Source organism: Pseudomonas sp. AM14(2022), assembly GCF_036346455.1.
GTDB classification, from domain to species: Bacteria; Pseudomonadota; Gammaproteobacteria; order Pseudomonadales; family Pseudomonadaceae; genus Aquipseudomonas; species Aquipseudomonas putida_A.
In genome coordinates this window covers 85,822-109,127 of record NZ_JAOTNY010000010.1, presented here as the reverse complement: position 1 = coordinate 109,127, position 23,306 = coordinate 85,822, and the positions used below count along the sequence as shown (strand labels likewise).

The following is a 23,306-nucleotide window of genomic DNA, read 5'->3' as shown; positions in this document are numbered from 1 at the left end:
AGTTAAATACGTGGGGTAAGAGCGCCGCTTCAGCGACGCTCGATCGGCTCGATCACCTGCAACGCGAGGTTGCCTTTGTGCGAGCCCATCTTGACCTTGAAGGCCGGTACGCCGTTGGCGCGCATGATCATGTCTTCCGGCATCTCGACCGGGATCACATCCCCCGGCTGCATGTGCAGGATGTCGCGCAGCTTCAACTGGCGGCGGGCCACAGTGGCGCCGATCGGTACATCGACATCGAGCACGTCCTGACGCAGGGCGTTGACCCAGCGCTCGTCCTGATCGTCGAGGTCCGACTGGAAACCGGCATCGAGCATTTCACGCACCGGCTCGATCATCGAGTACGGCATGGTTACGTGCAGGTCACCGCCACCGCCATCGAGTTCGATGTGGAAGGTGGAGACCACGATTGCTTCGCTCGGGCCGACGATGTTGGCCATGGCCGGGTTCACTTCCGAGTTGATGTACTCGAAATTGACTTCCATGATCGCCTGCCAGGCTTCCTTCAGATCGACGAAGGCCTGCTCCAGCACCATGCGCACCACACGCAATTCGGTCGGGGTGAATTCACGCCCTTCGATCTTGGCGTGACGGCCGTCGCCGCCGAAGAAGTTGTCCACCAGTTTGAACACCAGTTTGGCGTCAAGGATGAACAGCGCGGTGCCGCGCAGCGGTTTGATCTTGACCAGGTTGAGGCTGGTCGGCACGTACAGCGAGTGCACGTATTCGCCGAACTTCATCACCTGGACGCCACCGACGGCAACGTCCGCCGAGCGGCGCAGCATGTTGAACATGCTGATGCGGGTGTAACGGGCAAAACGCTCGTTGATCATTTCCAGAGTCGGCATGCGTCCACGGACGATGCGATCCTGGCTGGTCAGGTCGTAGCTTTTGACACTGCCGGGTTCGGCAGCGTTATCGGTCTGTACCAGACCATCGTCGACGCCATGCAACAGCGCGTCGATTTCATCCTGGGACAGCAGATCCTGCACGGCCATGTCGTGTTCCTACTGCAGTACGAAATTAGTGAAAAGCAACTGTTCGATCACCACTTTGCCCAGCTCTTTCTGCGCCACTTCCTGGACGCTGGCGGTAGCCTTCTGGCGCAACATCTCCTGGCCGACCGGAGTCGCCAAAGTGGCGAAATCCTGACCGGAGAAGAGCATCACCAGGTTGTTGCGGATCACCGGCATGTGCACTTTGAGCGCTTCCAGATCGGCCTGGTTACGCGCCAGCATGGTGATGCTCACCTGCATGTAGCGCTGACGGCCGTTCTGGTTGTAGTTGGCGACAAACGCCGGCGCCATCGGCTCGAAGATCGCCGGCTGCTTGCCGACCGGCGCAGCCTCGGCCGCTGCGGCAGGCTTGCTCTGAGCGCTGTGCATGAAGTACCAGGTCGCGCCCACGGACACACCGATCGCCAGCAGCAGAGCCACCACGATCAGGATGATCATCTTGAGTTTGCCTTTGGTCGCGGGGTCTTTTACAGCTGCTGCTTCGCTCTTCGCCATGCCAATAATCCGTCACTAATCGGGTTTTCACAGTCGCACGGCAAGGCAAGAGCAAGTGTTATGCCAGAAGTGTCGGGTCAGATTGGAAGGCACTGTAAAACCAATGTGGGAGCGGGCTTGCTCGCGAATGCGGTGTGTCAGCCGACATTGATGTCGATTGAACAACCGCATTCGCGAGCAAGCCCGCTCCCACAGGGGGATACAGCGTTGTATCAGGCGTAATAGTCGACGGCGCTGCTGCCGATCACGCTGGTGGTTTGTGCAGCGGCTTCAGCCACTGCCGCCGGCGTCAGCTCTTCTTCCGCCGAATCCAGTCGACCACCCGCAGCGCTGGTGCGACCACTCTGGCCCTGCTGCGCCTGCTCCTGACCCTGCTGACCCTGCCAGCCACGGCTCTGGTCGGAGACATTGACGTCGACCTGGCCCATGCCCTGCTGGGTGAACATGTCACGCAAGCGATGCATCTGACCGTCGAGCGCTTCGCGCACGCTTGGGTGCGCGCTCATGAAGGTCACCTGGGTCTGCTGGTCCGGCACCATGTTCACCCGAATATCCAGACGCCCGAGTTCCGCCGGCTGCAATTGAATATCCGCCGCCTTCAGGTTGGCGCTGGACAGGTACATGACGCGGTTGACGATTTCTTCGGTCCAGCCGCTCTGGTGCATGGCGATCGGTTGATTCACCGGCACCGCGTTCGCGGTTTTCGGAGTGGCCGCCTGAGTCAGCGCCGCCAGACGGTTGGCGAAATCATCGACACGGGTGTCGCTGGTAGCAGCCTTCAGATCTTTCAGGCCGTCGTCGATCAGGCCGCTGAAGGCCTTTTCACCATTCTGACTGGTGCTGTCCTTGTCGGCCTGCACGTCGAGCATGCTGGCCATGCCGGCAGCGAAGTTCTGCGCCGCAGTCAATTCACCGTCGGCCTGAGTCTGGGCCGGCGTAGCTTTCGGTTGGGCCTGGCTGCTGGCGGAAATGTGCCCGCCCTGCTCCATCGCCATACGCAGCGCCGGCAACGAGTCGAGTGGATCGGCCGCCGGGTCGAACGCGCTATCGGTTGATGCCGCCGGATCTTTGACCACGGCTGGCGCCAAGGTGGCGGCCACGACCGGCGTTTCGGTTTTGGCCGGTTCCGGTGTTGCAGCGACTGGCGCTGCCACCACCGGCGCGGTCACCAGCGGCTGCACGGTTTGCGCCAGTGCCGGATCCAGCGCCGGATCCACCGGGGTGGTGTCGGCCAGTGGCGTCTGCGCGCTGTCGGCGGCCGCATCGGCGGCGGCCTTGTCAGCGGCAGCCTGATCATCGGTGGTGGTCGCCGCGGTCTTGTCGGCAGGCAAGGCATTGCCGCTATCGGCAACGGTCTGTTGCGTGGCGGCAGACTTATCCTTGGCGAAATCTTTCTTGTCGCTGTTGTCGGCAACCTTGTCGCGCGCCGGTTTCAACGAACTGTCAGAGTTCGCAAGAGTCTTTTTCGGGCCTTGATCGGCGAACACCTGAGCGAAGCTTGAGGCCTTGTCCCCGGTGTCTGCGGCCATGACCGGCGTTTTCGCGGCGGCGGCTTGCGCCTTGGCCTGGGCGGCAGATTGAAGAAGAACATTGGGGGTCGCAGGCATGACACGGTCTCCGCTGCACTGGGATCGTAGGTACAGTTGCCGGGGATTATTGCAAGTGTCGGGCCAGATTTGTCCGGCGCTTGCGAAAAGCGCCGGACGGCAGGGTTCAATGGGTCAGGGCGTGCTGGCGTTCGTCTTCGTAGATCGGGCGAACATCGGCGAACTCGCGACTGATGTCAGCCACCAGCCTGGCAATGTCCGAGGGGATTTTATTTTTGGCTTCCGATTCCAGCTCCTGGCAGAGCGCCGCCAACCGGACAGCTCCCATGTTGCTGGCGCTGCCCTTGAAGCTGTGGGCAACTTCAGTCAAAGCCTTGGCATCCGCCGTGTTCTGCAGCTCAGCCAAGCGACTTTCGGAATCGGCCAGAAAGGTATCCAGAAGCTCCGGATAACCCTCCTCCATGACTTCGCGCAGTACGCTCAGCGCCTCGCGATCAATATGTGTGTCAGTCACTTGTTCACTCCTTGATCAAGAATCGGCGAATTATGCCTCAACCCTCCCAGAAAAACTCCACGCAAGCACTGCGACCTTCGTCCGACCAACTGGCGTTATGCCCCAACTGCCGGATCAGGCTGACCCCGCGCCCCGACAGACGGACACCATCCAGCGGCCGCTCCATCACCCGCGCCACGTCAAAACCCTTGCCGCTGTCCTCGACGCGGATCACCAGACAACCACCGGCACCTTGCGGCTTGACCTGCAGATGCACGCGCACGTAACCGTCCTGCAGGGCTTCGAGCCGCTCGTTGCGCTGTTCATAGTAACGAGCGAAGCCACTGGCATCACGCTTCAGGCTGGAATCCAGACCAAGAACACCGTGCTCCAGCGCGTTGGAGTACAGCTCGGCGAGCACGCTGTAGATCGCCCCGCCCTGGGTGCGCAAACCGTGCACTTCCTGCAACAACTGCAGCAGATACGGCAAAGGATTGAAGCGCCTGAGCGTCGCCCCGCGAAACTCGAAACCTACCGACCAGTCCAGCGGACAGGATTGACCACTGTCGGAATACACCGGTGCCGACGGCATCACCTGCGCCGCCTCCAGCAAGCTGATCTCGACCATGCTCACATCGTCGCGGGGCTCACCGCGAAAGGCGTGCAAGGCCTGCTCGATCTCGGCGAACAGGTTGTCCGGCTCACGATTGGCGGCGAACAGCTGCTGCAAACGCTCGACACCAAACAACCGGTCGTCGGCGTCAGTGGTATCGATCACCCCGTCCGACAGCAGGAACACCCGGTCGCCCACGGCCATGGTCTGTACTTCGGTGCGATCATCAAACGCTTGCGGACTGAGCACCCCCAGCGGCAAATGGCGCGCCGCCAGCGGCACCCGTTCGCCGGTGGCGATCCGGTGCAGATAACCGTCAGGCATGCCGCCGTTCCACACCTCTACCGAACGCCGCTGAAAACTCAGACAAAGCATGGTCGCGCAGCAGAACATGTCCACCGGCAGGATGCGCTTGAGCTTGGCGTTCATCTCGCGCAGGGTTTCGGCCAGGCCGTAGCCCTTGGCAGTCATGCCGTAGAACACTTCGGCCAGCGGCATCGCCCCCACCGCCGCCGGCAATCCGTGACCGGTGAAATCACCGAGCAGCACATGCATGTCGCCGGCCGGGGTGTAGGCCGCCAGCAGCAGGTCGCCGTTGAACAACGCATAGGGCGATTGCAGATAACGAATATTCGGTGCACTCAGGCAACCCGAATGCGCGACCTTGTCGAAAACGGCTTTGGCCACACGCTGTTCGTTGAGCAGGTAATCGTGATGTCTGGCGATCAGGTCACGCTGTTGCAGCACCGTGGCCTGCAAGCGGCGCAAGCGATCCATCGCCTTGATTTTGGCGGCGAGGATCACCTGGTTGTAAGGCTTCGCCAGAAAGTCGTCGCCACCCGCCTCCAGACAACGGGCCAGCGCTTCACTTTCGGTCAGCGAAGTCAGAAAGATGATCGGCACCAGGGTTTCCCCCGCCAGCGCCTTGATCTGCCGCGCCGCTTCGAAGCCGTCCATCACCGGCATCATCGCGTCCATCAGCACCAGATGCGGTGGCTGACGCTTGAACACCTCGAGCGCTTCGGCGCCATTGGCGGCGGTCAGCACTTCGTGCCCCTGGCGGCGGACGATGGTCGACAACAGTAAACGGTCGGCGGCGCTGTCTTCGGCGATCAGGATCGTCAGCGGCTCTTGCGCCTGCATGGCCGTCAACTGATGTCGAACAGTTTGTCGAAGTTGGAGATGGCGAGAATCTTGCGCACGTCGGAGTTGCTGTTGATCACGCGCACGTCCGACTCGTCGCCGCCGGCATGATCGCGCAGCAGGAGCAGCATGCCCAGCGCGGAGCTGTCGAGGTAGGTGGCATCTTTCAGATCAACCACGATGGAGTCGGGTTTCTGGTTAAGTCGCTCATAGGACTCGCGAAACTCCTGATGGCGCCCAAAATCGAACCGCCCCTTGACCGAAATCGTCAGTTTTTGACCATCCGGAGAGACTTCTGTAACGACTGACATTGACTGGCTTCCTTGTCATTGACGAACGTGTACAAGGTTTAGCACCTGGACAGGGTTGGGGCAAGGCTCAGCGCACAAGCAAATGTGGGAGCGGGCTTGCTCGCGAAGGCGGTGTGTCAGTCAACATTGCTGTCTCTGACACACCGCCTTCGCGAGCAAGCCCGCTCCCACAGGGAATGTTTGGGCAATTTGAAAAGGGTTGTGTCGCGGCAGGCGCTGCGACAACTGGTCCAGCAGCTTCTGCTCGCGCTTGTCTTCGAGGCCTTGCGCCTCTTCGCCGTAGCGCTGCACCCGTTTGCGAAGGAGAAGCTATGCCCTGCAGCCACTCCGCGACTGCCGCTTGTCGCCACTGTCAGATCTGACAGTAGACCGAGGAAAGAGGCATAGACCTTAATCAAGCGGCAGCAATTTCGCTGCGCTCAGGTCAAAGGACTGCATCATGAAATCGCCTAATGCACTTTTCGAAGCACCGTCCCTGGGTAACACCGCGTCACCAAGCATCATCACTCATGATGAATACCTAAAGGGTAAATCCGCCTTGCTGGCAAAATACACTGGTAAAGAAGGCGAACTAATCACGTTTTACCTGGTGTGCGACGCCGTCTATCCCACATTGCATACTGATACAGTCATTGCTGATCATGAGACATACGGTGCTTATATCGATTCTGCCAATCATTGGGATATTTTGGGCAAACAGATACTCGCTTTCTACACCGTAGTAAGTGACTCAAAGCTTCTAGGTTTCTCCGCAATGTTCAGTTTCACAATATTGGACAAATGACTCAGACCATCCTCTAGCACCACTGCTGCGGCACGTTAATACGGATCGTGCCGCGGCAAGCGCTGCGACAACTCGTCCAGCAGCTTCTGCTCACGCTTGTCTTCGAGGCGTTGCGCCTCTTCGCGGTAGCGCTGCACCAGTTTGCGCAAGCCTTCGACCTTGGCGAACGCCTGCTGCCAGGCATCGCGCGCCTTGATCAGGTTGTTCTGGTGCCAGACCAGACTTTGCCGCTGCTGGTCGATGGCCGTATCCAGTTGCGCGAGAAAGCCGTGATACCCCAGCAGCCATTGCCCGGAAACCCCGTCGCTGCCGCGCACGATCCACTGTTCCTGATAATCCAGACGAAAGGCGTCGAGGTCGGCGAGTTTGCTTTCAGCGACTTTGACCTGGCCTTGAAAGTAACCCAGGCGTTGCACGGCGGTTTTCTCGGCCTGTTCGGCCATTTCCACCACCGGCGCCAGGCGCGCAGCTCGGCTCACGGCCATGGCCGGTTACCCACCCGCCGCAGGCGCGAACAGGGTTTCGAGGTAAGCCTGGCTCTCGCCCATGTTGATCTTGTCGTTCAGCCCCTGCCGCTGGTAGCGGGTCAGTTGCGGTTGCAGCGAGATCGCCAGATCGGTCTCGCGGTCGCCACCGGCGACGTAAGCGCCGACGCTGATCAGATCGCGGCTCTGCTGATAGCGCGACCACAGCTGCTTGAAGTACTGCGCGCGCTGCATGTGTTCCGCCGAGACCACGGCCGGCATCACCCGGCTGATCGAGGCTTCGATGTCGATGGCCGGGTAGTGCCCTTCCTCGGCCAGACGCCGGGACAACACGATGTGGCCGTCGAGCACGCCCCGCGCCGAGTCGGCAATCGGATCCTGCTGGTCATCGCCTTCGGACAATACGGTGTAGAACGCAGTGATCGAACCGCCGCCCTTCTCCGCATTACCGGCACGCTCCACCAGTTTCGGCAGTTTGGCGAACACCGAGGGCGGATAACCCTTGGTCGCTGGCGGCTCACCGATGGCCAGAGCGATTTCCCGCTGGGCCTGAGCGAAACGAGTCAGCGAATCCATCAGCAGCAGGACGTTCTTGCCCTTGTCGCGGAAATACTCGGCGATGCGCGTGCAGTACATGGCCGCGCGCAGACGCATCAGCGGCGCATCGTCCGCCGGCGAGGCGACGACCACCGAACGCTTGAGGCCTTCTTCACCGAGGATGTGCTCGATGAACTCCTTAACTTCTCGACCCCGCTCACCGATCAGACCGACGACGATAATGTCGGCCTCGGTGAAGCGGGTCATCATGCCCAGCAGCACCGATTTACCGACACCGGTACCGGCGAACAGGCCCAGACGCTGACCACGCCCGACCGTCAGCAAACCGTTGATGCAGCGGATGCCGACGTCCAGCGGTTCGTGGATCGGGTCGCGGTTGAGCGGGTTGATGGTCGGGCCGTCCATTGGCACCCAGTCTTCAGCCTTCATCCCGCCCTTGCCGTCCAGCGCACGTCCGGCGCCGTCGAGTACGCGACCGAGCATGCTCATGCCCATCGGCAGGCGCCCGGTTTCGGCCAGCGGCACCACACGGGCGCCCGGGGCGATGCCGGCAACGCTGCCGACCGGCATCAGGAATACTTTACTGCCTGAGAAGCCCATGACTTCCGCTTCCACCTGGGATGGGTGATAGCTGTCGTCATTGATGACCAGGCAGCGCGTGCCCATGGCGGCGCGCAGGCCTTCGGCTTCGAGGGTGAGGCCGACCATGCGCAGCAGGCGGCCTTCGAGAATCGGCGCGCCGGCGATTTCAGTGGCGTCGGCATAGGTGCTGAGGCGCTTGGCGAAACTGGTGCGTTCAAGGCGCATCGGGGGTGTCCGCGAGCGGCTCTTCAGGCGCAGCCGCCAGTTGGCTTTCTTCAGGAATGTCCAGACTCAGATCCGGCGCGGTCGGGTGCAGAGCCTGTTCGTGCAACTGGTCGAACAGCTTGGCCATGACCTGGGTCACGCGGGTCTCGATGCTGGCGTCGATGCGGCTGTGTTCGGTTTCAACCCGGCAACCGCCCGGCAACAGCGAGTCGTCTTCGACGATGCGCCAGGATTCCTCGTGACGCTCGCGCAAGGCCTTGGCCTGCTCGAAGTCCTGCGGATTGACGTACAGACGCACGTTGTCCACGCCCAACGGTAGCAGCTTGAGCGCGTCGCGCATGACGTGTTCGATCTGGCTGGAATCGATGGCCAGCTCGCGCTTGATCACCTGTCTGGTGATGTGTTGTACGAGGTCGACCAGCGATTTTTCGATCTGCGTGTCTTGCTCGGCAATCGGCTCGAACAGATGGGTCATCAGTTGCTCGAGGCTGGCGAGTTTTGCCGCCAGCGCCACTTCGGCTTCCTGCCGCACCTTGAGCGTGGCGCTGTGAAAACCTTCCTTCTCGCCGATGCCAAAGCCCTCGTTGTAAGCCTCCTGACGGATGCTTTCGAGTTCTTCCAGGGTCAGTGGCTGGACTTCTTCCAGCGGCACTTCTTCCATTTCCGGCGGTTCGGGCTCCGGTTCCGGCTCGGGTTCCGGTTTCGGCGGATCGAAGCTGGGCAGTGCCCAGGATTCGAAACCACGGACATCGCGGGCGCGGATCAGATCCGTTACTGACTCGTCATGCTTGTCCATGGGCTTAGATCATTTCCTCGCCGCCCTTGCCACCGAGCACGATTTCGCCGGCTTCGGCCATGCGACGGGCAATGGTGAGGATTTCTTTCTGCGCGGTTTCCACGTCGCTGACGCGCACCGGGCCTTTGGCCTCGAGGTCGTCGCGCAACAGTTCGGCCGCACGCTTGGACATGTTCTTGAAGATCTTTTCTTTGACGCCTTCGTCCGAACCCTTGAGGGCCAGCACCAGCACGTCGGAGGACACTTCGCGCAACAGCGCCTGGATGCCGCGGTCGTCGACGTCGGCGAGGTTGTTGAACACGAACATGAGGTCTTCGATCTGACCGGACAGGTCTTCGTCGACTTCGCGGATCGAGTCCATGAGCTGGCCTTCGATCGAGCTGTCGAGGAAGTTCATGATGTCCGCCGCACGCTTGATGCCACCCAGGGTGGTGCGCGAGGCATTCGAGTTGCCGGAGAACTGCTTCTCGAGAATCTGGTTCAGCTCTTTCAGCGCAGCCGGTTGTACGGTGTTCAACGACGACACGCGCAGGATGATGTCCAGACGCACCTTGTGGTCGAAGTTGCCCAGTACTTCACCGGCCTGATCCGGGTCGAGGTACGCCACCACGATCGCCTGGATCTGCGGGTGTTCGTAACGGATCACGTCGGCAACCGCGCGCGGCTCCATCCATTTCAGGCTGTCGAGGCCACTGGTGTTGCCACCGAGCAGGATGCGGTCGATCAGGCCGTTGGCCTTGTCTTCACCCAGCGCCTGGGTGAGCATTTTGCGCACGTAGTCGTCGGAGCCGACGCCGAGGCTGGTCTGGTCGCCGACGATGTCGACGAACTCGCTCATGACCTGCTCGACCTGCTCGCGATGGACGTTGCCCATCTGGGCCATGGCCACACCCACACGCTGAACCTCTTTCGGGCCCATGTGGCGCAGCACTTGCGCGGCATCGGTCGAACCCAGGGACAGCAGCAGAATCGCGGCTTTGTCGACCTTGTTCAGTTTGACGGTTGCGGCTCGGTTATCACTCATCTGCGTTAATCCACTCTTTCACGACCTGAGCCACGCGACCCGGATCCTCGGCCACCAAGCTCTTGATTGCATTCAGTTGTGCGTCGTAACCCTCACTCGGGCTCGGCAACAGAATGCTCTGCGGACCACCGAGGCTCACGCGGTCGTTGGCCAGGTCGCCGTCCAGGCCGCCCATGCCACCGAGTTCCACGTCGCTGCCCAGACCGGCCAGCTCCTTGCCTTTGCCGCCGCCGGTGATGTTGTTCAACACCGGACGCAGCACACCAAACACCAGCACCAGGATGAACAACACACCCAGCACTTGTTTGACGATGTCCCAGAACCATGGCTGGGAGTAGAACGGAATATCGGCAACCACTTCACCGCGTTCGGCGGAGAACGGCATGTTGATCACGCTGACGCTGTCGCCACGGCTGGCGTCGAAACCGACCGCGTCCTGCACCAGACGGGTGAAGCGCGCCAGCTCATCGGCGCTCCACGGCGCGCGGGTGGTTTCGCCGTTGGCTGCATTGACCTTGACCTGATCGTCGACCACCACCGACACCGACAGACGATTCAGGCGACCCTGCTGCTGTTTGGTGTGGCTGATGGAACGGTCGAGCTCGAAGTTCTTGGTGGATTGTTGACGCTTGTCGGCCGGGTACGGCGCGAGCATCGGCTGGCCGGTGGCCGGGTCCATGATCTGCTGACCGTTGGCATCGACCAGTGGCTGACCTGGCTGAATCATGCCGGTAGAGCCTTGCGCGCCACCGGTGGTTTGCGGGGCCGAGGCCGGCGCCGGCGGCTGGTTGCTCAGGGCACCCGGCACACCTTGCGGGCCATTGCTGGCGGTGCGTTGTTCATTGACCGACTGCTCGCTGCGCAACGCCGGTTGGTCCGGGTTGAACTGCTCGGCGGTGGATTCGACGGCACTGAAATCGATGTCGGCCGAGACTTCAGCCTTGTAGCGATCGTTGCCCAGTACCGGTTGCAGAATGTTGTGTACGCGCTGGGTCAGCATGCTTTCCATGCGGCGGCTGTAATCGAACTGCTTGCCGGCCATGGTCATTTCGGAGTTTTCCGCCTGATCGGAGAGCAGGTTGCCCTTCTGATCGACGACGGTGATCTGCGATTTGCTCAATTCAGGCACGGAGGTCGCCACCAGGTTGATGATCGCCACCACCTGACCCGGCTCCAGCGAACGCCCGGAGTACAGCTCGACCAGTACCGAAGCGCTTGGCTTGCGCTCATCACGCACGAACACCGAACTCTTCGGAATCGCCAGGTGCACGCGGGCGCCCTTGACGTTGTTCAGGCTGGAGATGGTGCGCGCCAGTTCGCCTTCGAGACCGCGACGGTAACGCGTCGCTTCCATGAACTGGCTGGTGCCCAGACCCTGTTCCTTGTCGAGGATTTCGAAACCGATGTTGCCGTCGCTGGGAGTGACACCAGCGGCCGCGAGTTTCATCCGCGCACGGGACAGGTCGTCAGCCTTGACCAGCAAGGCGCCGGAGTTCGGCTCGACGGTGTAAGGGATGTCGGCGGAGGCCAGGGTGTCCATGACCTGCTTGGCGTCCATGCCGGCAAGGCTGCCGTACAACGGACGGTAATCCGGCTGCTGCGACCACAGCACCACGGCAAAGCCAATCGCCACGCTCGCAGCCAGGCCGACCAACAGGCCCACCTGACGCAGCATGGTCATCTCGGAGAGGTTTTCCAGGAAGGACAGGCCGAACAGCGGCGGTTTGCCGTCTATCGGGGTGGCCTTGGCCGGAACGTTATCGGCGACTGCTTCTGCCATGACTCAATCTCGTCCTTAAACCGGCATCTGCATGATGTCTTGATAAGCCTGAACCAGTTTGTTGCGCACCTGGGTCAGAGCCTGGAACGACACGCTGGCTTTCTGCGAGGCGATCATCACGTCCGTCAGATCGACGCCGCTCTTGCCGATTTCAAATGCGTTGGCCAACTGAGTCGACGCCTGTTGGGTATCGCTGACTTTGTTGATGGCCTGACCGAGCATGTCGGAAAAGCTGCTGCCTGCCAGTTCAGGGACGGCGGCAGTCGTTTTCGGCGTGGCCATGGCGTCCATTTTCATGGCCTTCATGTCCATCATCAACCGATTAAATTCAATACCTTGGCTCATGGTCTACTCTCTTGGGCGGCCCGCAATTTTTTGACACTCACTCGGCGGGTACACAGGTGTTAGCAACAAGGGTGCCAGCTCGGCTGGTCTTGTTTCACAAATGCCGCTGTGGTCTGTGCGCTATGTCGGGATCACCGCAAAACAACTGTGGGAGGGGGCTTGCTCCCGAAGGCGGCGTGTCATTCAACAATGATGTGACAGACCTGACCTCTTCGGGAGCAAGCCCCCTCCCACCGTTATTCGCGTCAACTTTCAGGTGGCGAACAGATAACCTTCGACGTCCATCCCGGCATCACGCATCTGCGCCAGTTTGTAACGCAGGGTACGCGGGCTGATACCGAGCTTTTCCGCAGCCTCCTTGCGCCGGCCACGCTCGGTGCGCAGGGTGTCGATGATCATCTGAAACTCCCGTCGCCGCAGGTCATCGCCCAGCGCACCGGCGGATTCGGCCTCGACTTCGATCTCGCGCACCAACGGCTGCACCGGCGCCGCGGTGTAGGTCACTGCGCCGGTCAGACAGAAATCCTGCGGCTGGATCAAACCACCCTGCTGCAGAATCAGCGCCCGTTGAATCGCGTTATCCAGCTCACGCACGTTGCCCGGCCACGGGTAGTGGGTCAGGCAAGCCTGGGCTTCTGGCGAAAGTTTCGCCGCCGCATGCTTCATTTTATTGACGTGTTTGTTCAGCAACCGCTCGGCCAGCGGCAGGATATCGGCAGTGCGCTCGCGAAGTGGACGCCAGGCCAGGGGGAAAACCGACAGACGGTAAAAAAGGTCTTCACGGAAACGCCCCGCCGCCACTTCGCCGGCCAGATCACGGTTGGTGGTGGCGACCACGCGAATGTCCAGGGTGATCGGCTTGCGCGCACCGACACGCTCGACTTCACGCTCCTGCAGCACCCGCAGCAACTTGGCTTGCAGGCCCAAGGGCATTTCGGAAATTTCGTCGAGCAGAATGGTGCCGCCATCGGCCTGCTCGAATTTGCCGGCCTGAGCCGCAATGGCGCCGGTGAACGAGCCTTTCTCGTGACCAAACAGCGTGGCTTCAAGCATGTTGTCAGGAATCGCCGCGCAGTTGATCGCGATGAACGGCTGATTGGCACGATGGGAATGCTGGTGGATGTAACGCGCCAACACTTCCTTGCCGGTGCCGGACTCGCCGGAGATCAGCACCGTGGAATCACTGCGTGCCACCCGCGCCGCCAGTTCGAGCAACTGCGCACTGGCCGGCTCGACCGCCACCGGACCTTCACTCTCCGTCACACTGATGCAGCCCAGAGCATGCCGCGACACCAGATCCAGCAACGCCTTGGGTTCAAATGGCTTGACCAGGTAATCCGCCGCGCCCTGACGCATCGCATCCACCGCACGCTCGACCGCGCCGTGCGCAGTCATCAGCAACACCGGCAATTGCGGCTGCCGGGCACGCAGCAAACCGAGCAGTTGATGGCCATCCATGCCGGGCATGTTGACGTCGCTGACCACCAGACTGAACGCTTCGCGCTCGACCGCCTGCAACGCCTCTTCGGCGCTGCCGACTGCATGGTAGTCGTGGCCCGCCAGCAACAGCGTATCGGCCAGCGCTTCGCGCAACGAGCGGTCATCCTCGACCAGCAAAACCTTGATGCCCATGACGTTTACTCAGCTCCGTGTACAGCGGAAAACAGCGGCAGGATCACCTGCGCGCACGTGCCGCGCCCGACCCGCGAGCGCAACTGCAATTCTCCCTGATGTGCCCGCGCCACTGCCTTGACCACGGTCAGGCCCAGCCCGGTGCCGGTGACTTTGGTGGTGAAAAACGGTTCGCCAAGGCGCTCAAGCACCAGCGGCTCGATGCCGCTGCCGCTGTCGCTGACGCACAGGCGCAGGCTGTTGTCGCGGGTGTAGCAATGAACTTTCAAGCGCACGTTGCCATCGCTGGCCTGAATCGCGTTTTCGATCAGATTGAGGATCGCCCCGACCAGGGTGTCGCGGTTGCACAGCAGTTCGCCGGCATGGCTGTCGCACTGCCAGCGGATTGGCAGATCCTGCACATGGGTCAGCGCCGCCGCTTGCAGCGCCTGCATCAAAGTATTCGGGGTGATGCGGTCGGTCAGTGGCAGCTCGCCACGGGCGAACACCAACATGTCGCGCACCTGATGCTCCAGCTCATGCAGGCGCTCCTTGAGGCGGCCGGCGAAGCGCTGCTGGGTGGCGACGGGCAATTCCTGCTCAGTCAAATGACTGGCGTAGAGCAACGCAGCGGACAACGGCGTGCGGATCTGATGGGCCAGCGAGGCGACCATCCGTCCGAGCGACGACAGGCGCTCGTGGCGCGCCAGTTGATCTTGAAGGTGGCGGGTTTCTGTCAGGTCGTTGAGCAGCACCAACTGCCCCGGCTCGGCATCCAGCGAGCGGGTGGCAATCGACAGGCGTCGACCGTTTTTCAGAGAGATTTCATGACCGTCGTCTTCACGCGGGGCGAAGCAACGGGCGATGACGTGGCGCCACAACTCGCCCTCCAGCGGCAGCCCCAACAAATCGATTGCCGCCGGGTTGGCTTCGCGCACCATACCGTGGCCGTCGATCACGATGACGCCACCGGGCAACAGATCAAGGAGGTTTTGCAGACGGTTGGCCAAACGTTCTTTTTCGGCCAGCTCCTGCATGCGCTGGGCACTGACCACCGCCAGCTCGCCCTTGAGCTCGGTAACCCGGGCTTCAAGCATGCTGTAGGAATCGGTCAGTTGACTGGACATCTGATTGAACAGCGCGAACGCGTGCTCAAGACCCTGACGACTCGCCTGCTCTACGGACGACGGTTGCCCCTCGGCATGGGAGGCAGATGACATCTGGGCGTGGGGCATTGTGTTCTCTCGCTTGGCTGACCGTCAGTTAAACGGAACGTTGCGAGGGATGTAGCAATACCCGTGCCTAAAAAAAACTGCTTATAAATGAAGGCGTTGAAAAACAGGCGTCAATCATCCGCCTGTTCGTCTCCTTCGCGCCGGCTCATGCCGTACTTGCGCATCTTCTCCACCAGCGTGGTGCGACGAATGCGCAGGCGTTCGGCGGCGCGCGCCACGATGCCATTGGCGTCGTCCAGCGCCTGCTGGATCAGGCCCTGTTCCAGACCACCGAGGTAGTCCTTAAGGTCCAGGCCTTCCGGCGGCAGCATCGCGTTGGCGGTGAAGTCCGGCGTATGACCGTTGATCGCCACGCGCTCTTCGAGATCGCTGCGCAGGCTGTCGACCATCTGCTCGTCTTCGTCGTCGACGTAGCGGAATTTCTTCGGCAACTCGACCACGCCGATCACCCCGTACGGATGCATGATCGCCATGCGCTCCACCAGGTTGGCAAGCTCGCGGACGTTGCCCGGCCAGCCGTGACGGCACAGCGACATGATCGCCGCCGAGTTGAAACGGATCGAACCGCGCTTTTCGTGTTCCATGCGCGAGATCAGTTCGTTCATCAGCAGCGGGATGTCTTCGACGCGCTCACGCAGCGGCGCCATCTCGATCGGGAACACGTTCAGGCGATAGTAGAGGTCTTCGCGGAAGGTGCCGATCTCGATCATGCTTTCGAGATTCTTGTGGGTCGCGGCAATGATGCGCACGTCGACGCTCTGGGTCTTGTTGCTGCCCACGCGCTCGAAGGTGCGCTCCTGCAGCACGCGCAGCAGCTTGACCTGCATCGGCAGCGGCATGTCGCCGATTTCATCGAGGAACAGCGTACCGCCGTTGGCCAGTTCGAAACGCCCGGCACGGCTGGTGATCGCACCGGTGAAGGCGCCCTTCTCGTGGCCAAACAGTTCGCTTTCGAGCAGCTCTGCCGGGATCGCCCCGCAGTTGACCGGCACGAAAGGCGCGTCGCGACGCTTGGAGTGGTAATGCAGGTTGCGCGCAACCACTTCCTTGCCGGTGCCGGACTCGCCGAGGATCAGCACGCTGGCGTCGGTATCGGCCACTTGCTGCATCATCTGCCGGACATGCTGAATCGCCCGGCTGGTGCCGACGAGGCTGCGGAACAGGTTGGGCTCGCGATGACGACCGCGCTCGCGGGCCTGGTCGTACATCTCGCGATAGACCTGGGCACGGTGCAGGGAGTCGAGCAGTTTGCTGTAGCTGGGCGGCATTTCCAGGGTCGAAAGCACCCGGCGGCGCTGGTCTTCCGGCAGGTCGACGGAAGAATTATCGCCCATCAGCAAAACCGGAAGGAACTCATCCCACGTCGAGAGTGTCTTTAACAAGCCCAAAAGTGCACCCGGAGCATTTACCGTCCCGATCAGTACACAGATGACTTCACGACTCGATGACAAAGAGCCGACAGCCTGCTGCCAGTCATGGCTGCCGCAGGGTAAATTTTCTTCGCCGAGAAAATTTAAGATCACCGCCAGGTCGCGGCGGCGGACGCTATCGTCATCGATCAGCAGAATTTTGGTTTCACGCCACATGCAATAGCAACTTCCCTAGTCAACTCAATGCCCGAAAAATGGGGCAAGCGAGACGCTTGCAGGACACCTTGTGCCTGTAGACGCCTGAAATCTGAAAACAGCCACTAGTTAAGTCAAAAAACCGTGCACAGTCAAATTTATGGCGCACATGTCTGGATTAACTGGGGGTTAATTAACCAAACAGATGGTAAACCTTTGCCGCCTTTTGCGCTTGGGTGATCTGCGACATCTCATTGGCTATCGCCTGGCGCTCACCCATCGCCGCCTCCAGAAGCTCCTTGTAGACATGGAGCAATTCCTCAAGGTTACTGCGCAAGGCCTCCTCATCCAGCGAGGCCTCGGCCATGACGTCTTCCATGCAGGAACGGCAAGCCAGATCCAGCTCGCCAATGGCTTCCCAGTTGCGTTCGGCCAGCGCACTGACCAGCGCTTCACGGGTGTCGGCGATTCGCTGCAATACAAGACTCATGGTGCTCTCCTTTAAAACTGCGGAGCAGGCTCGGGGGCGATGGCATCCCAGCCTTCTTTGACCGTGCTCAGCAAGCCGGCGACCTCATCGAGAATGCGCGGATCGCTGTTGATGTTGGCCTCGGCGAGTCGCTTCATCATGTAGATGTACAGCCCGTCCAGATCGGCCAGTTCATCGGCACACTTTTCCAGATCCAGACCTTCGCGCAGCCCGCTGACAATGCCAATGGCCTTGCTGATCGAGGTGCATTTGCCAGGAATGTCCTTGCGCTCGATGGCACCCTTGGCCTGAGCGATGCGGGCCAGCCCGCCTTCCATCAGCATTTGCACCAGACGGTGCGGACTCGCCTCGGAGGTCTGGGCGTGCGCGCCGACTTTCTGATATTGCCGAAGGGCTAACATTGGGTTCATGTTCTACCTCATTGCCACAATGACTCGTATAACCAGTGTATCGCCAACGAATCACAGAACTTTAGATCAAAAGACAAAAACCCGGCGCACGCCGATAAAGCGTAGCCGGGTTTTTGTCGTTATTGCCTGTTACTTCGCGGATTGCTGAGCGTTCAGCGAGCTGAAGAACGACGTGATATTGCTCGCCGTCGCCTTCATCTGCCCTACCAGCAAGTCCATGGCGTTGTACTTGGCAGTCAACGTCTTGGTCAGGTTGGCAACACGCAGATCCAGCGCCAATTGCTGGCTGGTCAGGCTCTTGGTGTTGTTGTTCAGAATGGACATGCGCTGATCAAGCAGGCCTACGGCAGTAGGGGCGCTACCGGCAGGCGCCTTCAGATACGGATCCACTGCCTTGTTCATGCGCGCCAGCAGACCGTTGGTGTCGTCGGTCCCGGTGAACATCTGCTGCACCTGGCCAGCCTTGCCGGGCTGAGCCATGGTTTTGGTGAACGCAGCAGTATCAAATGTCAGGTTGCCGGTGTTGCGGTCGGTCATCACACCGATCTCCGACAGATAGGACAAAGAACCCTTTGCACCAGCACCAGGAGCAGTCAACTGGCCACGGATGTCGGCGATCAGCGAACGCGGCAACGAGTCACCGGTAAACGCCGCCTGCACTGTCAGTTTGCCGTCTTCATCAGGCGTAGCCTTGGAAAGCGTGTCGATGGTGGTCTTCAGGGTGTTGTAGGCGTCAACAAACGCCTGAACCGACGCCTGCAGCCCCTTGGTGTTGGTATCGACGCTGACAACGGTCGGCGTGGCAACGCCACCAACGAGAGGACTGACAGTGGTCAGATTCAGGGTCAGGCCGCTGATTGCACCACTGACCGTATTGCTCTTGCTGGAAACCTGCAGGCCGTCGATGGTCACCTTGGCATCTTGTGCAGGGCCATTGACGTTGCCAGAGGCGCCTGCCGCCGGATTGGTACCCATCGGCTGAGTACCGTCGATCTCCAGACCGGCAATCCCGCTGACAGAGAGGTCGGTACCTGCGCCCGTCTTGTTCGAGCTGATCACCAGGCGTGAAGCACCGCTGCTGTCGGTCACGATGTTGGCAGAAATACCATTTGAGCCCTGAGCCGTGTTGATTGCGTCACGGGTGCTCTGCAAGGTCGCATTGGCCGGGATCGTGACATTGTAATCAGTGCCATTCTGACTGATTTTCAGGGTACCACTCGGAATGGCACTGGCAGCACCGCCGGCGAAAGAAGCGCTGGCAACTTTCGAGCCAGTGGCCAATTGATTGACAACAACGTTGTAAGTCCCCGACACCGCGGTGTTATCGGAGGTGGCGCCGAGAATCGCTGTGTTGCTCGAGGTCGCCGTGAAGCCGGCAAATGCCGGGTTGGTCTTGCTGCCCAGGTTGGTCATCGCCGTCTGGTACGCGGTCAGCGCACTCTTCAACGTGCCGACACCGGAAATCTTCAGGGTATTGGTTTTGGTCGCGGAATCGATCTGCGTCTGCTTCGGCGACTTGTCGGCGTTGACCAGCGCGGTCACGATCGCGCCGATGTCCAGGCCGGAACCCAGTCCGGAACCCGGTAGAATTGGACTTGCCATGTGCATCTCCCTTCAGATTGTTGCCAGACTTTTGACCCATCCAGGCGTCATTCAAGAAAGACAAACACTATTCATGCCAGCTATCAGACTTTGGCGTCGAACAACACATGGCTTGCGTTGGCGAGGCTGTCTGCGAGCTTGAGTGCTTCTGCGGAGGGGATCTGGCGTACGACCTCACCCGTCTCGCTTGCGATCACCTTGACGATGACCTTGCCAGAGTGCTCGTCGATCGAGAACTCCAGGTTACGCTTGATCGATTGAACGAACTTCTCGATCTCTTGCACGGCCAGTTTCAACTTGGCGTCATCCGTTTGCTGACTTTTCCTGTCAGCGACCGGTGCGTCGGCCGGTACAGCCTTTGGCGTCTCCGACGGCTTATCAGCAACAGGCGTCGCTGGCTTGGGAGCCGGATAAGACACGTTAAGCTTTACGCTCATGTCCATGCTCATCACCTCCTAACGTAAAAAAGCGAGAGAGCGCGACCAGCGCACCCTCCCGCCCAAACTCATTCCGAAATTACTGAAGCAGCTTCAGTACAGCGGAAGGCAGTTGGTTGGCTTGAGCCAGAACAGAGGTCGAAGCCTGTTGCAGGGTTTGCTGCTTGGTCAGGTTAGCAGTCTCTGCGGCGAAGTCGGTATCTTGTACGCGACCTTGTGCAGCAGTGGTGTTCTCGGTGATGTTCTGCAAGTTCTGGATGGTGCTGGTCAGACGGTTTTGCGAAGCACCCAGGCTGGCACGAGTTGCACCGATTGCAGCGATAGCGGCGTCGATTGCAGTGATCGCGTTGTCGATGTTCTGCGAAGCAGAACCAGCGCCAGTACCGGTGGTACCAGTCAGAACTACAGTACCGCTACCTACGGACAGGCTGACGGCGTCGAACTTGGAGCTCAGTACCAGGTCGATGTGGTTAGCCGAACCGGTGTTTGCGCCAACTTGCAGGGTTACAGTACCAGCCGAACCGTCCAGCAGGTTTTTGCCGTTCAGGTTGGTAGCAGCCGAGATACGGGTGATTTCGTCAGACATCTGAGCGAATTCAGCGTTGGTTGCGGTCTGGTCAGCAGTGCCGTTGGTGCCGTTACGTGCTTTAACAGCCAGTTCACGCATACGCTGCAGGATGTCGGTCGAAGCTTGCAGAGCGCCTTCAGCGGTCTGAGCAACGGAGATACCGTCGTTGGCGTTCTGGATGGCTTGGGTGTTACCACGGATCTGCGAAGACATACGGTTCGAGATCTGCAGGCCAGCAGCGTCGTCTTTTGCGCTGTTGATTTTCAGGCCGGAAGACAGGCGCTGCATCGAAGTCGACAGAGCGTCGGAAGCGCGGTTCAGGTTCTTTTGAACGTTCAGCGACGTGGTGTTGGTGTTTACTGTTAAAGCCATGACGAATTCCTCGTTGGTTGGGTACTGCGGCTTCCGGCCCTGGCAACCGCCTGGAATGGCCTAGAGAACCTTCGTAATAGTTATCGTCGGGTTGGCAAGTTGCTTGAGGGCTTTTTGAAAAAAATTTGCCATCACCCTGCCACCCCCGAGAAAACAAGGGCTTAGCGCCCTCCCACCTGCGAAAAAATGACGCCATAAAACCGACCCGCGCGCAAAGCCGCGGGCCAGTGCGGTCGCTCATTTTGCCGATCGTGCTTTTTGCAACACTTCGATCAGCTCGTACTCCATCCAGTCAGCCAGCCCCAACCAGTCCTGACGCTCCTGACAATCGAGCATGTGCGTGAGTACAAAGGACCAGTCCTGCTGAGTCGGCGTAGACGCAGCTATCAACAACTGCTGCGCGCCCTCGAACACCTCGACCATATCCAGCGCCGCCTCGACATCACGCCCTAGACGAAACAGCCCGGCGCAGTGGCGGCACTCGTCGACGCAGCGCTCAATCGTCTTCATTGCACAAACTCCTGATTGAACTGCGTCCCGGCGATCAGTGCGCCCGCTCGACTGCTGTTGAAAAACTGCACCTGCGGATGCGCGGCGATATAGCGCTCCAGTACACACAGATAGCCGCGAAAGTTCAGTTGGGTGCTGACCCGCTGGCCATGGCCGTCCTGCACCCAATGCCGCGCCTGATCGACCCCTGGCCCCAGATCACCGTCATTCCAGCCAGCATGGGTCTTGTTCATCGGGAAGGCGAAGTCAGCGCCAAACAGGGTAATGCGCGACGCGCCCATCTTCACCGCCAGATCCACCGCCGGATGAATCACGCTGCCACCGACATGCAGTTGTCCGCGCGGGTATTGCTCACGCAACGTGGCGTACACCGGGCTGGCCGAGTAACCGCCATAGCGCTTGCCTTTCCAGGCGGTCAGCACCGCAGGATCGCTCATAGGCAGATACACCAGCGGGATGCCAGCGGAGTCCTCGAACGGCAAATGCCGGAAGCTGATGCGCTGATCGATGGTGACCACCAGATCCGGGACGATCCCGTGTTCGCGCAGTGGCCGGTAAGCGGTATCGACGCACATCAACAATGGACGTTCGGCCTGCGCGTGCACCTCCGCCAGACGCTGGAAATGCCCTTCCAGGGTCGGCCCGGTGCCGATCACATAGATTTCCCGGCCATTGGCGCTGCCGAACAACTGCGCCACATCGTCATCACCCAGCAACACCGGCAGGCAGTCCTGCAAACGCTGTTGAATGAACGGCAAGTTTGGATCGAACTCACGATTGTTGAAGCTCAGGTGCACTTCGCTGACCAGCCGATCGCGGATTTTCGCGTTGAAATCATCAGCCAGCAGCATCTCGGCCGGCAGGGCGAAAAACGGTGTGCAGATGTCTGACAGATCACCGGCATAGAACAGCTGCACACGCGGATCTTCCAGCCATTGGCGCTGATCGAGCAGTTGCAGCACCAGCGCGAACAACGCGCCATTGAGGATATGCACGTACAACCGCTCAAGGCCAGCGCGCTCCAGCAGCTCCGCTGGCAAATCGCCGAGGCCAGTGCCATAGACGTGCAACTGCGGCTTTTCCGCCAGACTGGCAGCCTGGATGCGGGCTTCGTGGACCCGGTCGTGGCGGCTGGTCAGTTGAATGCCATTGACACTGAGCGTCGAGCCCAAGCCCTGCACCAGTTCGGCTTGAACGACTGAGGTGTCTTCCGCCATCAGCCGCTCGAACAACGCCGGCCAGCGTTGCTGGATGACCTGGGCGTTGGGTTGGAAAAACTCGCTCATGCCGCCTAGCGCTCCATTCAGGCAAAAAAATAGCGTTCAAGGGTAACCTTGAACGCTATTTTTGTATCCGCCGTTTTTGACCAACTCAAGGACGATAGATGATCGCCGAGCCCCACGACAGACCGACACCGAAACCGCTCAGGGCAATGCGCTGCCAGTCGGAATCGAGTACGTGTTTTTCCAGCAGCAGCGGGATGCTCGACGACACCGTATTGCCGGTCTCGACCATGTCCTTGATGAACTTCTCCGGCTCGCCTTCGAAACGGCGGGCCACCGCATCGACAATCGCCGCACTGCCCTGGTGAATGCAGAAGGCGTCGATGTCGTCAGCCTTGAGGCCGGAGTCGTCGAGCAATTCGTGCAAGTGCGCCGGGACTTTGAGCAGCGCGAAGTTGAACACCTGACGGCCGTTCATGAAGAACACGCCATCGGTGACTTTCAGGTGCGGTGCGCCGGAACCGTCGGTGCCGAACTTGGCCTTGCCCAGCGCCCATGAAGGATCTTCGCCCATCCAGGTCGCGGTGGCGGCATCGCCGAAGAGCATGGTGGTGTTGCGGTCTTCCGGGTCGACGATTTTCGAATACGGGTCAGCGGTGATCAGCAGGCCGTTCTTCAGGCCGGCGGCTTCCATGAAGCCCTTGATCGCGTAGATGCCGTAGACGTAACCGGAGCAGCCCAGGGAAATATCGAACGCCGCGACATTAGTCGGCAGACCGAGTTTGTCCTGGACGATGGCAGCGGTGTGCGGCAGACCTTCTTCGTCACCGTTCTGGGTGACGACGATCAGCGCGTCGATCGATTCACGCTTCAGTTCAGGGTTGCTGGCAAACAGCGCATTGGCCGCTTCCACGCACAGATCGGAGGTTTCCTGTTCAGCGTCTTTGCGCGGCAGGAAGGCCGAACCGATTTTGCCGAGGATGAATTCTTCATCCTTCTCGAATTTTGCACCTTGTGCGTAATTGTCCACGCCGGCTACAGGAACGTAGCTCGCAATGCTTTTTATGCCAATCATTACGGCTTCCC

The 23,306-nt window shown here is 60.3% G+C and carries 24 protein-coding genes and 1 pseudogene; 1 reads left to right on the top strand and 24 read right to left on the bottom strand.

All coding sequences use genetic code 11. The features are described 5' to 3' along the window. Positions 1-29: 29 nt before the first annotated feature. From fliM to V3W27_RS19635, 7 genes and pseudogenes are all read right to left on the bottom strand, one after another. Positions 30-998 carry a flagellar motor switch protein FliM gene (fliM, locus tag V3W27_RS19665; protein ID WP_003222890.1) on the bottom strand — a complete coding sequence of 323 codons (969 nt, stop codon included), beginning with the start codon at positions 996-998 and terminating at the stop codon, positions 30-32. A gap of 9 nt (positions 999-1,007) precedes the next feature. Then, positions 1,008-1,511: a flagellar basal body-associated protein FliL gene (gene fliL, locus V3W27_RS19660; RefSeq protein WP_047599975.1), complete on the bottom strand. Its 504-nt coding sequence runs from the start codon at positions 1,509-1,511 to the stop codon at positions 1,008-1,010. A gap of 212 nt (positions 1,512-1,723) precedes the next feature. Then, on the bottom strand, positions 1,724-3,118 hold the full coding sequence (locus V3W27_RS19655) for a flagellar hook-length control protein FliK (RefSeq protein WP_330207324.1): 1,395 nt from the start codon (positions 3,116-3,118) through the stop codon (positions 1,724-1,726). A gap of 106 nt (positions 3,119-3,224) precedes the next feature. Continuing rightward, positions 3,225-3,572, bottom strand: coding sequence for an Hpt domain-containing protein (locus V3W27_RS19650; RefSeq protein ID WP_330207323.1), 348 nt, complete (start codon positions 3,570-3,572; stop codon positions 3,225-3,227). 37 nt (positions 3,573-3,609) lie between these two features. After that, complete coding sequence (locus V3W27_RS19645; RefSeq protein WP_247267709.1) at positions 3,610-5,307, bottom strand: ATP-binding SpoIIE family protein phosphatase; 1,698 nt, start codon at positions 5,305-5,307, stop codon at positions 3,610-3,612. A 5-nt stretch (positions 5,308-5,312) separates the two neighbouring features. Then, a complete protein-coding gene (locus V3W27_RS19640; protein WP_096796263.1) occupies positions 5,313-5,618 on the bottom strand; it encodes an STAS domain-containing protein in 306 nt (101 codons plus the stop codon). 192 nt (positions 5,619-5,810) lie between these two features. Then, positions 5,811-5,921, bottom strand: a pseudogene (locus tag V3W27_RS19635) (flagellar export protein FliJ); the annotation flags it as partial. 136 nt (positions 5,922-6,057) lie between these two features. Here V3W27_RS19635 and V3W27_RS19630 point away from each other — a divergent pair. Next, complete coding sequence (locus V3W27_RS19630; RefSeq protein ID WP_330207322.1) at positions 6,058-6,402, top strand: hypothetical protein; 345 nt, start codon at positions 6,058-6,060, stop codon at positions 6,400-6,402. A 35-nt stretch (positions 6,403-6,437) separates the two neighbouring features. Here the strand turns inward: V3W27_RS19630 and fliJ are convergent, their stop codons facing one another. From fliJ to V3W27_RS19545, 17 genes are all read right to left on the bottom strand, one after another. Next, a complete protein-coding gene (fliJ, locus tag V3W27_RS19625; RefSeq protein WP_095139370.1) occupies positions 6,438-6,887 on the bottom strand; it encodes a flagellar export protein FliJ in 450 nt (149 codons plus the stop codon). 6 nt (positions 6,888-6,893) lie between these two features. Next, positions 6,894-8,252: a flagellar protein export ATPase FliI gene (gene fliI / locus V3W27_RS19620; protein WP_007966241.1), complete on the bottom strand. Its 1,359-nt coding sequence runs from the start codon at positions 8,250-8,252 to the stop codon at positions 6,894-6,896. Further along, positions 8,242-9,048, bottom strand: coding sequence for a flagellar assembly protein FliH (fliH, locus tag V3W27_RS19615; RefSeq protein WP_330207321.1), 807 nt, complete (start codon positions 9,046-9,048; stop codon positions 8,242-8,244). Before fliH ends, fliI begins: the two co-directional genes overlap by 11 nt. 4 nt (positions 9,049-9,052) lie before the next feature. Continuing rightward, positions 9,053-10,072 (bottom strand): flagellar motor switch protein FliG, encoded by a 1,020-nt coding sequence (gene fliG / locus V3W27_RS19610; RefSeq protein ID WP_007920042.1) that lies wholly within the window; start codon positions 10,070-10,072, stop codon positions 9,053-9,055. Further along, entirely contained in the window at positions 10,065-11,852 is a 1,788-nt protein-coding gene (gene fliF / locus V3W27_RS19605; protein WP_027614236.1) for a flagellar basal-body MS-ring/collar protein FliF, read from the bottom strand. Before fliF ends, fliG begins: the two co-directional genes overlap by 8 nt. A 15-nt stretch (positions 11,853-11,867) precedes the next feature. Beyond that, positions 11,868-12,197 (bottom strand): flagellar hook-basal body complex protein FliE, encoded by a 330-nt coding sequence (fliE, locus tag V3W27_RS19600; RefSeq protein WP_096796266.1) that lies wholly within the window; start codon positions 12,195-12,197, stop codon positions 11,868-11,870. Positions 12,198-12,449: 252 nt separating this feature from the next. After that, entirely contained in the window at positions 12,450-13,829 is a 1,380-nt protein-coding gene (locus V3W27_RS19595) for a sigma-54-dependent transcriptional regulator (RefSeq protein WP_096796267.1), read from the bottom strand. A 5-nt stretch (positions 13,830-13,834) separates the two neighbouring features. Next, complete coding sequence (locus V3W27_RS19590) at positions 13,835-15,028, bottom strand: sensor histidine kinase (RefSeq protein ID WP_167797091.1); 1,194 nt, start codon at positions 15,026-15,028, stop codon at positions 13,835-13,837. Between the two features lie 125 nt (positions 15,029-15,153). Continuing rightward, positions 15,154-16,629 (bottom strand): sigma-54 dependent transcriptional regulator, encoded by a 1,476-nt coding sequence (locus tag V3W27_RS19585; RefSeq protein ID WP_003222863.1) that lies wholly within the window; start codon positions 16,627-16,629, stop codon positions 15,154-15,156. 172 nt (positions 16,630-16,801) lie between these two features. Continuing rightward, positions 16,802-17,098: a flagellar protein FliT gene (fliT, locus tag V3W27_RS19580; protein WP_007966233.1), complete on the bottom strand. Its 297-nt coding sequence runs from the start codon at positions 17,096-17,098 to the stop codon at positions 16,802-16,804. Positions 17,099-17,109: 11 nt separating this feature from the next. Beyond that, positions 17,110-17,508 carry a flagellar export chaperone FliS gene (gene fliS / locus V3W27_RS19575; RefSeq protein ID WP_027614233.1) on the bottom strand — a complete coding sequence of 133 codons (399 nt, stop codon included), beginning with the start codon at positions 17,506-17,508 and terminating at the stop codon, positions 17,110-17,112. Positions 17,509-17,637: 129 nt separating this feature from the next. Next, the gene (gene fliD / locus V3W27_RS19570; RefSeq protein ID WP_103368115.1) at positions 17,638-19,110 is read right to left on the bottom strand and encodes a flagellar filament capping protein FliD; all 1,473 of its coding nucleotides are present in this window, start codon (positions 19,108-19,110) and stop codon (positions 17,638-17,640) included. A gap of 83 nt (positions 19,111-19,193) precedes the next feature. Further along, complete coding sequence (locus V3W27_RS19565) at positions 19,194-19,553, bottom strand: flagellar protein FlaG (RefSeq protein WP_150367992.1); 360 nt, start codon at positions 19,551-19,553, stop codon at positions 19,194-19,196. A 73-nt stretch (positions 19,554-19,626) separates the two neighbouring features. Then, positions 19,627-20,487 (bottom strand): flagellin domain-containing protein, encoded by an 861-nt coding sequence (locus V3W27_RS19560; RefSeq protein ID WP_007958307.1) that lies wholly within the window; start codon positions 20,485-20,487, stop codon positions 19,627-19,629. A 237-nt stretch (positions 20,488-20,724) separates the two neighbouring features. Beyond that, a complete protein-coding gene (locus V3W27_RS19555; protein ID WP_330207320.1) occupies positions 20,725-20,997 on the bottom strand; it encodes a hypothetical protein in 273 nt (90 codons plus the stop codon). After that, positions 20,994-22,283: a motility associated factor glycosyltransferase family protein gene (locus V3W27_RS19550; protein ID WP_330207319.1), complete on the bottom strand. Its 1,290-nt coding sequence runs from the start codon at positions 22,281-22,283 to the stop codon at positions 20,994-20,996. The genes V3W27_RS19555 and V3W27_RS19550 overlap by 4 nt, the downstream gene beginning before the upstream one ends. A gap of 85 nt (positions 22,284-22,368) precedes the next feature. Further along, a complete protein-coding gene (locus tag V3W27_RS19545) occupies positions 22,369-23,295 on the bottom strand; it encodes a ketoacyl-ACP synthase III (protein ID WP_096796272.1) in 927 nt (308 codons plus the stop codon). Positions 23,296-23,306 lie beyond the last annotated feature (11 nt).

Coding starts and splice junctions, on each gene's coding strand:
- V3W27_RS19655 (WP_330207324.1), bottom strand. CDS start 3,118: ATGCCTGCGACCCCCAATGTTCTTCTTCAATCTGCCGCCCAGGCCAAG.
- fliL (WP_047599975.1), bottom strand. CDS start 1,511: ATGGCGAAGAGCGAAGCAGCAGCTGTAAAAGACCCCGCGACCAAAGGC.
- fliD (WP_103368115.1), bottom strand. CDS start 19,110: ATGGCAAGTCCAATTCTACCGGGTTCCGGACTGGGTTCCGGCCTGGAC.
- V3W27_RS19545 (WP_096796272.1), bottom strand. CDS start 23,295: ATGATTGGCATAAAAAGCATTGCGAGCTACGTTCCTGTAGCCGGCGTG.
- fliG (WP_007920042.1), bottom strand. CDS start 10,072: ATGAGTGATAACCGAGCCGCAACCGTCAAACTGAACAAGGTCGACAAA.
- V3W27_RS19630 (WP_330207322.1), top strand. CDS start 6,058: ATGAAATCGCCTAATGCACTTTTCGAAGCACCGTCCCTGGGTAACACC.
- fliF (WP_027614236.1), bottom strand. CDS start 11,852: ATGGCAGAAGCAGTCGCCGATAACGTTCCGGCCAAGGCCACCCCGATA.
- fliI (WP_007966241.1), bottom strand. CDS start 8,252: ATGCGCCTTGAACGCACCAGTTTCGCCAAGCGCCTCAGCACCTATGCC.
- V3W27_RS19595 (WP_096796267.1), bottom strand. CDS start 13,829: ATGGGCATCAAGGTTTTGCTGGTCGAGGATGACCGCTCGTTGCGCGAA.
- V3W27_RS19560 (WP_007958307.1), bottom strand. CDS start 20,487: ATGGCTTTAACAGTAAACACCAACACCACGTCGCTGAACGTTCAAAAG.
- V3W27_RS19555 (WP_330207320.1), bottom strand. CDS start 20,997: ATGAAGACGATTGAGCGCTGCGTCGACGAGTGCCGCCACTGCGCCGGG.
- fliJ (WP_095139370.1), bottom strand. CDS start 6,887: ATGGCCGTGAGCCGAGCTGCGCGCCTGGCGCCGGTGGTGGAAATGGCC.
- fliM (WP_003222890.1), bottom strand. CDS start 998: ATGGCCGTGCAGGATCTGCTGTCCCAGGATGAAATCGACGCGCTGTTG.
- V3W27_RS19590 (WP_167797091.1), bottom strand. CDS start 15,028: ATGTCATCTGCCTCCCATGCCGAGGGGCAACCGTCGTCCGTAGAGCAG.
- V3W27_RS19640 (WP_096796263.1), bottom strand. CDS start 5,618: ATGTCAGTCGTTACAGAAGTCTCTCCGGATGGTCAAAAACTGACGATT.
- fliS (WP_027614233.1), bottom strand. CDS start 17,508: ATGAACCCAATGTTAGCCCTTCGGCAATATCAGAAAGTCGGCGCGCAC.
- fliT (WP_007966233.1), bottom strand. CDS start 17,098: ATGAGTCTTGTATTGCAGCGAATCGCCGACACCCGTGAAGCGCTGGTC.
- fliH (WP_330207321.1), bottom strand. CDS start 9,048: ATGGACAAGCATGACGAGTCAGTAACGGATCTGATCCGCGCCCGCGAT.
- V3W27_RS19565 (WP_150367992.1), bottom strand. CDS start 19,553: ATGGACATGAGCGTAAAGCTTAACGTGTCTTATCCGGCTCCCAAGCCA.
- fliE (WP_096796266.1), bottom strand. CDS start 12,197: ATGAGCCAAGGTATTGAATTTAATCGGTTGATGATGGACATGAAGGCC.
- V3W27_RS19550 (WP_330207319.1), bottom strand. CDS start 22,283: ATGAGCGAGTTTTTCCAACCCAACGCCCAGGTCATCCAGCAACGCTGG.
- V3W27_RS19585 (WP_003222863.1), bottom strand. CDS start 16,629: ATGTGGCGTGAAACCAAAATTCTGCTGATCGATGACGATAGCGTCCGC.
- V3W27_RS19645 (WP_247267709.1), bottom strand. CDS start 5,307: ATGCAGGCGCAAGAGCCGCTGACGATCCTGATCGCCGAAGACAGCGCC.